Source organism: Nonomuraea sp. NPDC003727, from assembly GCF_053586935.1.
The window spans coordinates 48,688-56,472 of the sequence record NZ_JBSFNE010000036.1 but is presented as its reverse complement, the minus strand read 5'-3'; the positions used below and the strand labels follow the sequence as shown (position 1 = coordinate 56,472).

Below are 7,785 nucleotides of genomic sequence, written 5' to 3'. Positions count from 1 at the left end.
ACACTGTCCAACATCGCAAGGGGCTATAGCGCAGTTGGTAGCGCACCTCCATGGCATGGAGGGGGTCAGGAGTTCGAGTCTCCTTAGCTCCACCGACCAGCGGCGGTGTCCATCCGGACACCGCCGCTGTCGCGTTTCCCGCCGCGGCCGGACATCGTGCGGACCTCCCTTCGGCCACCGGCACGGGCGCAGGGCCGTCAGACGCTCCCGTGACCGGCCCGCTCGCGATCCTCTCTCCGGCCCGCTACTGGTCTTCTGTCCGGCCCGCTTTCGATCTTCTCCGGCTCGCTTCGGGTCTTCTGTCCGGCCGGCCTTCGATCCTCTCCGGCCCGCTTGCGGCCTTCTGCCCGGTCTGCCTGCGCGCTCTCCTGCCGGGGTCCGCTCTGGTCCTCGTCGAGCCGCGTCTGCCGTCCGCGCTGAACGACCGGGAACGGCGGGCCGGAGCGACACCGTGCCGCTTCCGTCCGGCCCCGGCCCCGGCCCCGGCCCCGGCTTCGGGGTCCTGCCGTCCTTGGGAGAGCGCTCCTTGGGAGAGCGCCGCCCAGGATCGTCAGGAGGGCGTCACCGGCCGGGCCCGCGGCGGACGTGCGGCCGCCGTTCGGGCATCCGGACGCTCGCCGTTCGGGCATCCGGATGTCGCGCGGGCGGGCATGGTCGATGGCTAGCGGCGGGGGAAGACCCAGCGGTCCAGGAGTGTGAAGCGGATCGCGGTCATCGCCAGCGACGCGCACACCAGCGCCAGGCCCTCCGTCCAGCGCGGGCCCGCTCCGGTCACGACGATGGCGGTCGTGGTGACCGCGTAGTTCAGCAGGAACAGCAGTCCCGCGCGGGCGTGGGCGACGACCCGCCGGCCCGCGCGCCGGTTGAAGGTCCACCGCCGGTGCGCCTCGGTGTTGACGACCGCGGTGGCCGCCAGCGCGAGCAGGTTGGCCGCCTCGACCGGCAGGGCCGTCCGCAGCAGCAGGTAGAGGAACGCGTGGACGACGGTGGAGGCCAGCCCGACGAGCCCGAAGGACACCAGCCTGCGGACCAGCGCGATCCGGGCCGGTGGGGAGGGCGCGGGCGCCGGGTCGGGCGGCCGGGGCAGTTCGACGGTGGCCGCGCCCGAGGACAGGGCGCGCGCCACCCGCACCATGCCGCGCAGGTCGGCCCAGGCGGTGCGCCACAGGCGGACCTTGGAGTCGGCGTCCTCGGTCCAGTCGACGGCCACCTCGCGCACCCTGGCGCCGTTGTGTTCGGCGATCAGCAGCATCTCGGTGTCGAAGAACCACGCGTCGTCGGCGACCTTGGCGAGGATCGGTCTGATCACCTCGGCTCTGGCCGCCTTGAAACCGCAGGCCGAGTCGGTGAACCCGGCCCTGAAGCCCACCCTCAGCAGCCCGTTGTAGCCGCGGGAGATGACCTCCCTGCGGAAGCTGCGCCGGATGCGCGCCCCGCCGAGCAGCCGGCTGCCGATGGCGATCTCGCAGTGGCCGGAGACGACGGCCATGACCAGCGGGAGGAGGGCGGGCAGCTCCGTCGACAGGTCGACGTCCATGAACGCCACCACGTCGGCGCCGCTGGCCGACCAGCCCGCCCTGATCGCCGCCCCCTTGCCGACCGTCTCGAGCCTGACGGCGGCCACGCCGGGCAGGTCGCGTGACAGGCGGCGGGCCAGTTCCCAGGTGCCGTCCGTGCTGCCGCTGTCGACGATCGTGATCCGCCACGGGAGCGGGAAGGACTCGCGCAGGAACCGGTGCACGGTCTCGATACAGCCGGGCAGGGCGCGCTCCTCGTCGAGCACCGGGATGATGACGTCGACCGTGGTGGCCCTCGGGCCTCCGGGGACCCCGGCGGCCCCGGTGGCGCTGTCGGTGACGAACGGCACCCCTTCCACGGTGGTGGTCATGGCCGCCGCCGGGCGCGGGCCATGAGGGAGACGCCGGGCAGGCCGGAGACGGGCAGGTACCGCTCGGCCATGACGACGGCGGTCAGCGCCAGGTTCACCGGCCCCGGCAGCGCCTGCAGGTCGCAGCCCGTCGCGTTGCGCCGGCGGAGGGCGGCGACGGGTCGCAGCAGCACGTTCCAGCTCCACAGGCGTTCGATCACCAGCCCGGAGCCCTCGATCACCTCGGTGAGGCCCTGGCGGGTGTAGCGGCGCACGTGGCCGAGCGCGACGTCGTGCGCCGACCACAGGCGCATGTCGCACGGCACGGCGATGAACGCGGTGCCGCCGGGCTTCAGCACCCGGGCGATCTCGGCCGCCGCGGTGTGGTCGTCGTCGATGTGTTCCAGCACGTCCAGCGCCGTCACCAGGTCGAACTCCGCCTCGCCCAGAGGCAGCCCGCACAGGTCGGCCATGACGGCCGCGACGCCGCGCCGCCTGGCGTGGGCGACGGCGGTGCCGGACCGGTCGACGGCCAGGGCGTGCCAGCCGTACCGCTGGAAGACCCGGGTGTTGCCGCCGCCCGCAGCGCCGACGTCGAGGGCGCGTCCCGGACGTCCGATCCTGCGAAGCTCGCGGGCGAGGATGGCCCGCCGCTCCCGGTACCACCAGTGCCGGTCCTCAAGTTCTACTGCGCGCCTGATCTCGGCGGCTTCCATTGCTCTCCCAGTGGCGAAACCCGCGATTCCAGGCAGCATCCTGGCGGGTCGGAGCGGCACAATCCAGAGCAAAATGGAAATAGTCACTAATATTGACTATTATGGCGGCAGGAACCTCGAGAGGAGTTCGTCATGTTCGTCGAACTGACCCGCTTCAAGGCCACCCGAGCCGCCGACCTGCTGGCCGCCCGGCCCGGGATGGAGGCCGACTTCGCGGCCGACCGCGCCGGCTTCCTCGGCGCCAGGCTCGTCCGCCTGGCCGACGACGAATGGCTCGACATCGTCGACTGGCGCTCGGCCGACGACTTCGCCGCCTCGCGCGCCAAGGGCGCCGACCTGCCCGGCATCGCCGCCTTCTTCGCCGCGATCGACGCGCTGGTCAGCGACGAGCAGGGCGAGGTTCAGACCTTGGCCAGCGTCCGCAGGCCCTGAAGGAGCAGCGTCCGCTCCGCCCCGGTCAGCAACCCGTACGGCACCGCCGCCCGCAGGTTGGTGTCCCGCTCGACCGCCTCCCACAGCGGCCCCTCGCGCAGCGAGGTGACCTCCCCGGCGGTCAGGCCCGCCGCCTGCCACGCGGCGGCGTGCGCGTCGGCCCGGTGATAGCGGAACGCGGCAAGCCGGTTGAACAGCATCACCCCGCCGGGCACGCCCTCCGGCTCGTACGGCGGAGCCATCAGCTCCAGCGCCCCGCCCGGCATCCGCTCGGCCCCGTCCAGCAGCCTGCGGAGCAGCGCGGCGACCTCGGCCACGAGGCCCTCCCGCCCGCTCCACAGCAGGGCGGTGGCCTGCCCGTGCAGGTCGTAGAGCCCGTCGATGAAGGCCAGCGTGGCGGGCGTGGCGTGCAGCCTGCCGTGCTCGTCCTCGCGCAGGGCGCCCTGCCGCAGCTGTGCCGCCACCTCGTCGGCCTGTTCGCCGGCGGTGCCGTACCGGTAGACGGCCGCCAGCCCCGCGCGGGTGAGTGGCCGCAGCGGCAGCACGTACCGCTGGTCGATGAGGAAGCCGGCGCGCAGCCCGGACCGGCGCACGTACTCCAGCCCCTTCTCCCGCCTGGTGGCGTGCACGTCGATGTGGACGGCGTCGATCAGCGGGGCGATCGTCGCCGCATAGTCCGCAAGCTCCCGCATGGCGGACCATTATGGTGATCTGTCCGGGCGGATATCACCTCGATCACTACGATGAGTCGTCATGATGACAGCCGCGGTAAGCGTCTTACTCATGATCGCTCCTGATCCGGTCACCGCGCTCAAGCAGCAGTTCGTCCCCGGCCAGGGGGTGCGCTTCACCGAGCGGGCCGAGACCGCGATCGACGGCGATCTTTTCAGCGTCAGCAAGCGCAGGGGCGTCGTGGAGTTCGACCGGTCGGGAGTGGTCGCCTACGACTTCCGCGCCAGGTCGGGGCTGGCCGAGGGGGCCGTCCGCACGATCGCCGCCGGCTCGGCCACCTACCAGCGGGGCGGCGTGATCGGCAAGAAGTGGGTCAGGTCGGCGAGCAGGCCGGGCGCGCGCACCCCCTTCTTCAGCCCCGTCCTCGTCCTCGACCCCGCCGCCACGAAGGCCATGCTCGCCACCAAGGGCATGATCACCGGCAGCGCCCTCTACCAGGCCTCGCCCTCCTACCGCGCCACCGTGGGCAGCGCGCAGCAGGCCCCGGCCTTCATCTTCTGGAAGCTGTCGACCGACAGCGCAGGACGGCCGGCCAAGCTGGTGACCCGATGGACCGAGCCGCCTGGCACGCTCGGCGACGTCTCCAAGAAGAGCACGATCCGCTTCTCCTCCTGGGGCCTTCCGGTGAAGATCGTGGCCCCGCCTTCCTCCTGACGGAGTACCCGGACCGTCAACTCCTGGAGGATGCCGCACCGGCCGCCGGCGGGCGATCGTGGGGGCACATCCGACGAAGGAGATCCAGATGACCACGCGCCCTTTCAGGTTCGGCGCCGTCGCGGGCCAGGCGCCCGGCGGCGAAGCATGGACGGGGCTCGCCCGCCGCGCGGAGCAGCTCGGCTACGACAGCCTGCTGATCCCTGACACGCTGGGCACGTTCGCGCCGTTCGCCGCGCTCGCCGCCGCGGCCGCCGCCACGACCCGGCTGCGTCTCGGCACCTACGTGCTCAGCGCCGCCAACCGTACGCCGGGCCAGGTGGCCTGGGAGACGCGCACCATGCAGACCCTCTCGGACGGCCGCTTCCAGCTGGGCCTCGGCGCGGGCCGTCCTGGCGCCGAGGCTGACACCGCCGTACTCGGCGTCCCGTACGGCACGCCCGCCGAGCGCGTCGCCCGCCTCGCCGACACCATCGACGCGGTCGGGGACGTGCCGCTCCTCGTCGCCGCCGGAGGGGCCCGGCTGCTCCGCCTGGCCGCCGCCAGGGCCGACACCATCGCCCTCGCCCTGCCCGCCCAGGCCACCGAGGACGAGCTGGCCGCCAAGCTGGACGAGCTGTACGAGGTGGCGGGCGACCGCTTCCCCCGGCTCGAGATCAACCTCAACGTGGCCGCCATCGGCGACGAGCTGCCGCCATGGCTGCGGCAGCAGGTCGGCGGCGAGCCGCACGGTGTGGGATTCCTCAAGGGGACGCCCGACGAGATGGCCGAGACCCTGCGCAAGCGGCGGGATCGCCTCGGCGTCTCCTACATCTCGATCAACGCCTACTACCTGGAGGCGTTCGCGCCGGTGGTGCGGATTCTCGCCGGTACCTGACAGAGGGTGGCAGGTATGGGCGGAAGGCTTGCGTCCATGACCGCACAAGGAAGCTTCGTCACGTTCGACTGGACCCCGCAGGAGCCCTACGACGCCGTCGACGGCGTCACGCTCGCCGTCGTCACCCTCGGCAAGACCTTCGAGGGCGACCTGAAGGGGTCGAGCACCGTCACCATGATCGTTTCATCGTCGGAGCACGACGTGTCCCGGTCCTACGTGGCGATGGAGCGGGTCACCGGCAGGATCGAGGATCGCGAGGGCACGTTCGTCCTGCAGCACAACGCGGTCAGCGACTCCGGCGATGACTCGCTCACCTGCACGGTCGTGCCGGGCTCCGGCACCGGGCGGCTGGCGGGCCTGCGCGGCGCGCTCCAGATCCACATCGCGCCCGACGGCGCCCACTCCTACGTCTTCGACTACGAGCTGCCCTGACCGCTCACCGCGCCAGGGCCACGACGGCGGCGACGAGTTCGGGCCCGTCGAGCAGGGCCCTGTCGTTGTGTCCCGCCCCCTCGACCTCGACCAGCATGACCGGTCCACCGGCCGAGGCGGCCACCGCACGGCTCAGCTCGGGCGGGACGATCGTGTCGCGCGAGCCGTAGACCACGGTGGTGGGCACCCGTACCGACGCCAGCGGCCCGGCGACCGGCAGGCGGTCGCGCAGCAGCAGCCCGACCGGCAGGAACGGGTAGTTGTGCCGCCCCGCCGCCGTCAGATCGGTGAAGGGGGAGCGCAGCAGCAGGCCCACGGGCGGCTGCCGGACCGCCAGCGCGGTGGCGACGGCGGCGCCCAGGCTCTCTCCGAAGTAGATGACCGGCCCCTTCACCAGGGCGCGCGCGGCCAGCGCGTCGCGCAGCAGGCCGTCCTCCGACGGGGAGCCCGGATTGCCGCCGTAGCCGCGGTAGTCCATGAGCAGCACGTCGAAGCCCTCGCGGGCCAGGGCGGCCGCCAGCGGCGCCCGGTGCAGGCGGTTGCCCGCGTTGCCGCCCGTCACCAGGACCGTCACCCCGCGGCGTCCGCCGGTGACGTGCCAGGCCGCCAGCGTGAGGCCGTCGGAGGTGGTGAACGTGACATCATGGGCGCCGGGCAGGACCGACAGGGCGGACGGCACAGGGCCGGGGTCGGGCAGATAGATCAGATGGCGCTGGAACACCCACAGCATGGCCAGCGCCACCGTGCCGGCCGTCAGGACGGCGAGCACGACCTTCATCACGTCAGGCCCCGGCGTCCGGTGTGGCTCACCCCTCCGATCCTGGTCGCCCGCGGCCTGTCAGTAAAGGTCCAGCGTGCGAGCGTACAGGCGCAGGAAGGCGCGCTGGGCCGCGGGGACGAGCGGCCCGCCGAGCCGGGCGAGCGGGCTCGCCGGCCGGCTGAACGAGATGATCGTGACCTTGGCCCCGCCGCCGGGCAGGCGTTCGAGGAGGAAGCTCTCCTCGCCGCTGGCCGGATGGCCGGGCAGCGTGCCGTACGCCCAGCCGGCCCGGTCGGGCTCCTCGATCGTCCACACCACCCGGCACGGGGCGTGGAGCACGGCCAGCCGTACGGTGATCTCGACACCCGGCGCGGCGCGCGGCGCCGAGACGCGCGGGCGCAGGCCGAGGCGGCGGTGCGGCTGCCAGGTCATCAGCGCCTCCGCCGCGACCTCGAAGGGCGCCCTGAGCACGCGCGAGTGGCGCAGGTGGCGGTAACCCGCGGGCAACTCGCCGGTCAGTGTCGCGCCGACGTCGGGATAGGTGAACTCCATGACGGCCTCACATGGGGTCGAGCCGGCGCAGCGCGGCGACGGCGCAGAGGGCGAATCCGAAGGCGTTGCCGACGCCGTGCGTGGCGATCATCACCTCGATCGAGGGGTGCGGCAGGCCGGTGGCCTGGCCGAGCGCCCACGCCATGGCCAGCATCATGGTGACGGCCAGCACCGCGCCCGACAGCAGGAAGAGGCCGCGGAAGCGCCGCCACGCCAGCCAGCCCACCCACCACATGCCCGCCGTCAGCACCGCGGACCCGGCCAGCTCGACCCAGTCGCTTATGAAGTAGCCGCCGAGGACCAGCAGCGTGCCCGCGGGGACGGTCAGCGCCGCGACCCGCGACCCGGCCGCCCTGCCGACCAGCCCCGCCACCAGCGCGGCGGCGAACCCGGCGAAGTGGAAGTGCGCGACGGTCAGGGCGAGCAGCTGGGGAGAGTAGCCGAACAGCTGGTGGCCGCCGCGTTCGGCCACCAGCGAGACGGCGGCGACCGACGGTGTGGCCAGCGCGGTCGCGGCCGCGAGCCGGACGGGATCGGGTCTGCGCAGGCGGGGGAGCGCGTGCGCGGACAGGTAGAGGGTGGCCAGGCCGTACACCGCCGCAAGCGCGACGGCGACGGGGCCGCGGGGCAGCCAGAGCGACGCCGCACCCGCCGCGGCGCCGACGAGGAACGGCCAGGGCCGCACCTCCAGCAGCCGCAGACCCAGGGGGATGACGACCAGCATGCCGAGGGTGACGATGACGCCGACCAGCGTGCTCACAGC

General features: G+C 73.1%; 10 protein-coding genes and 1 tRNA gene. 5 read left to right on the top strand and 6 right to left on the bottom strand.

The annotated features are described in order from the left end of the window. Positions 1-19: 19 nt before the first annotated feature. A tRNA-Ala gene (locus tag ACWDLG_RS43765) sits at positions 20-92 on the top strand. A gap of 569 nt (positions 93-661) precedes the next feature. Here ACWDLG_RS43765 and ACWDLG_RS43760 read toward each other — a convergent pair. Together ACWDLG_RS43760 and ACWDLG_RS43755 are read right to left on the bottom strand one after the other, a co-directional pair. Further along, a complete protein-coding gene (locus ACWDLG_RS43760) occupies positions 662-1,888 on the bottom strand; it encodes a glycosyltransferase (protein ID WP_449931369.1) in 1,227 nt (408 codons plus the stop codon). Then, positions 1,885-2,583, bottom strand: a complete 699-nt coding sequence (locus tag ACWDLG_RS43755; protein ID WP_449931367.1) for a class I SAM-dependent methyltransferase — start codon at positions 2,581-2,583, stop codon at positions 1,885-1,887. Before ACWDLG_RS43755 ends, ACWDLG_RS43760 begins: the two co-directional genes overlap by 4 nt. Before the next feature lie 132 nt (positions 2,584-2,715). Here ACWDLG_RS43755 and ACWDLG_RS43750 point away from each other — a divergent pair, with 132 nt between their 5' ends. After that, on the top strand, positions 2,716-3,015 hold the full coding sequence (locus tag ACWDLG_RS43750) for a hypothetical protein (RefSeq protein WP_449931365.1): 300 nt from the start codon (positions 2,716-2,718) through the stop codon (positions 3,013-3,015). Here the strand turns inward: ACWDLG_RS43750 and ACWDLG_RS43745 are convergent. Continuing rightward, complete coding sequence (locus ACWDLG_RS43745) at positions 2,985-3,707, bottom strand: hypothetical protein (RefSeq protein ID WP_449931363.1); 723 nt, start codon at positions 3,705-3,707, stop codon at positions 2,985-2,987. The genes ACWDLG_RS43750 and ACWDLG_RS43745 overlap by 31 nt on opposite strands. A gap of 91 nt (positions 3,708-3,798) precedes the next feature. Between ACWDLG_RS43745 and ACWDLG_RS43740 the strand changes: the two genes are divergently transcribed. The 3 genes from ACWDLG_RS43740 to ACWDLG_RS43730 all read left to right on the top strand — a co-directional run bounded on the left by ACWDLG_RS43740 (position 3,799) and on the right by ACWDLG_RS43730 (position 5,710). Continuing rightward, complete coding sequence (locus ACWDLG_RS43740) at positions 3,799-4,401, top strand: hypothetical protein (RefSeq protein WP_449931361.1); 603 nt, start codon at positions 3,799-3,801, stop codon at positions 4,399-4,401. An 88-nt stretch (positions 4,402-4,489) separates the two neighbouring features. Continuing rightward, on the top strand, positions 4,490-5,278 hold the full coding sequence (locus ACWDLG_RS43735) for an LLM class flavin-dependent oxidoreductase (RefSeq protein WP_449931359.1): 789 nt from the start codon (positions 4,490-4,492) through the stop codon (positions 5,276-5,278). Between the two features lie 36 nt (positions 5,279-5,314). Further along, on the top strand, positions 5,315-5,710 hold the full coding sequence (locus tag ACWDLG_RS43730) for a DUF3224 domain-containing protein (RefSeq protein ID WP_354916507.1): 396 nt from the start codon (positions 5,315-5,317) through the stop codon (positions 5,708-5,710). Positions 5,711-5,714: 4 nt separating this feature from the next. On the opposite strand, the gene ACWDLG_RS43725 is transcribed toward ACWDLG_RS43730, so the two are convergent. Genes ACWDLG_RS43725 through ACWDLG_RS43715 form a run of 3 tightly spaced genes read right to left on the bottom strand, consistent with a single transcriptional unit; the run spans position 5,715 to position 7,782 of the window. After that, on the bottom strand, positions 5,715-6,488 hold the full coding sequence (locus ACWDLG_RS43725) for an alpha/beta hydrolase (protein ID WP_449931357.1): 774 nt from the start codon (positions 6,486-6,488) through the stop codon (positions 5,715-5,717). A 60-nt stretch (positions 6,489-6,548) separates the two neighbouring features. Then, the gene (locus ACWDLG_RS43720; protein ID WP_449931355.1) at positions 6,549-7,022 is read right to left on the bottom strand and encodes a DUF1990 family protein; all 474 of its coding nucleotides are present in this window, start codon (positions 7,020-7,022) and stop codon (positions 6,549-6,551) included. A gap of 7 nt (positions 7,023-7,029) precedes the next feature. Next, positions 7,030-7,782 (bottom strand): YndJ family protein, encoded by a 753-nt coding sequence (locus ACWDLG_RS43715; RefSeq protein WP_449931353.1) that lies wholly within the window; start codon positions 7,780-7,782, stop codon positions 7,030-7,032. Between the last annotated feature and the right edge of the window lie 3 nt (positions 7,783-7,785).

Coding starts and splice junctions, on each gene's coding strand:
- ACWDLG_RS43760 (WP_449931369.1), bottom strand. CDS start 1,888: ATGACCACCACCGTGGAAGGGGTGCCGTTCGTCACCGACAGCGCCACC.
- ACWDLG_RS43755 (WP_449931367.1), bottom strand. CDS start 2,583: ATGGAAGCCGCCGAGATCAGGCGCGCAGTAGAACTTGAGGACCGGCAC.
- ACWDLG_RS43750 (WP_449931365.1), top strand. CDS start 2,716: ATGTTCGTCGAACTGACCCGCTTCAAGGCCACCCGAGCCGCCGACCTG.
- ACWDLG_RS43745 (WP_449931363.1), bottom strand. CDS start 3,707: ATGCGGGAGCTTGCGGACTATGCGGCGACGATCGCCCCGCTGATCGAC.
- ACWDLG_RS43740 (WP_449931361.1), top strand. CDS start 3,799: ATGATCGCTCCTGATCCGGTCACCGCGCTCAAGCAGCAGTTCGTCCCC.
- ACWDLG_RS43735 (WP_449931359.1), top strand. CDS start 4,490: ATGACCACGCGCCCTTTCAGGTTCGGCGCCGTCGCGGGCCAGGCGCCC.
- ACWDLG_RS43730 (WP_354916507.1), top strand. CDS start 5,315: ATGACCGCACAAGGAAGCTTCGTCACGTTCGACTGGACCCCGCAGGAG.
- ACWDLG_RS43725 (WP_449931357.1), bottom strand. CDS start 6,488: ATGAAGGTCGTGCTCGCCGTCCTGACGGCCGGCACGGTGGCGCTGGCC.
- ACWDLG_RS43720 (WP_449931355.1), bottom strand. CDS start 7,022: ATGGAGTTCACCTATCCCGACGTCGGCGCGACACTGACCGGCGAGTTG.